The organism is Bacillus cereus group sp. BfR-BA-01380 (genome assembly GCF_022663535.1).
GTDB classification, from domain to species: domain Bacteria; phylum Bacillota; class Bacilli; order Bacillales; family Bacillaceae_G; genus Bacillus_A; species Bacillus_A cereus_BB.
The window spans coordinates 1-1,517 of record NZ_JAKUFS010000077.1 but is presented as its reverse complement, the minus strand read 5'-3'; the positions used below and the strand labels follow the sequence as shown (position 1 = coordinate 1,517).

Here is a 1,517-nt window from a genome sequence, read left to right as displayed (position 1 = left end):
CTAAGACTTCATTAGGAATTTTCCAGGGGAGTTTTTTTACTTTTTATAAGGGATCGGTGTAGATTATTTAAAAATTCGCATACGAAATAAACCCTAATGGGTTTCATTTTTTTTATTAAGCTGCTTGACTGTCCGACATGGTACAATTGTAAACGACACCTAATATATCAAAGACTGTTTTCTTCTTATACCTATGAGATTTTCGCCCGTTTTGCTGTAGGAGGTTGAACAGGCGAATTAGAATCTTTGATAGCTCTTGGGTGTCTTTCTGTATAGCTTGGAAAAGAAGAAAAAAATAGTCTTTAATCATATAAATAGCTTTATATTCACTCAATTCTTGTTTCTTTTTCATAAGAAGTAATTTCCGCATTTGAAACATAATAGAGGAACAGAGTAGAATGGCAATCAGTTGTCCATACAAATGGCATTCCAATCGTTCTTGTTTTATCTTTTTACAATGATGAATGCAAAAGAATGATTTCCATGTTTTAAATAAAATTTCGATTTGCCAACGTAAAGAATACCAATCATGTACTTGTCCCATTGGGACAACATCTGTAGGAGTGTTTGTCATATATACATTGATACCACTGAGTCGTTTACTACGAGGAGAATACTTCATTCCTTTCTTTTTTTCTCTTATAGTTTGATCTTGTAATCGTTTTTCTTGTTGTTCTTTTGTTAGTCGATGAACAATCACACGAGTAGGTACTTTATCAGTCATTCCTACATAAGCGTCGGGTATTTCACATGTTTGTCCTGGCTGAAGAGAGTTCATTAACACCTCCATATCTATCTGTATATACTCCGTACCTTTTTTGATTCTTCCATCTCGAAAATAATCAGGATTGGGATTTTTTTGATAAATACGTGTATTCGACTTGATACGAGAGATATAGTAAGCTTTTTGGTCTTGTATATGTTGAAGATCTTTCAAATGAAAATATCCTAAATCTCGAATACATAAATCATTCGCTGTCACAGTTGGGACACACAGAGAACCGTAGGTTCGATCATGTTGTTTACCTGGACCGGTATGAATATGTAGGAACCGTCCACTTAATAAATCATATTCAAGCTGAATTTTCACCCCCGCTGTATGGCTGCAGCCTCCTGCACCTGGATAAACGAATGAAAAGGAATCTGGGAGTTGAAATGCAGTTGAATCTAAAATACGAATACGCTTAAAAACAGAAGTATATGGAGAAGAAATCGGTATAGATGAGCCCAATTTTTGGTTTAGTAGTTCCGCTAATATGTGTTGTAAAAATTGGACCGCCGCTTTATTAAACCGTTGATTCAATCCCTCAGGACTGATGAGCACTTCTGTTGATGCTTCTAAACAGCTGGATAACTGAGTTAAAGAAGTTGTAGCGACATTTTGGCTCATCCATACACATAAAGCAACTAAATCCTTTGCTTGGTACTTACTGGTTCGCTGTACAAAACCAACATCTCTAGCAAGATTTCGTAAGATATTTGGGGATAAGAAACTTTGAATTTCTTGAGCAAATAGT

The 1,517-nt window shown here is 35.4% G+C and carries 1 protein-coding gene; it reads right to left on the bottom strand.

The genetic code is table 11. The features are described 5' to 3' along the window. Positions 1-115: 115 nt before the first annotated feature. Positions 116-1,517, bottom strand: a 1,402-nt coding sequence (locus tag MR076_RS25860) for an IS4 family transposase (RefSeq protein WP_242225422.1), incomplete at its 5' end; no start/stop codon positions are given.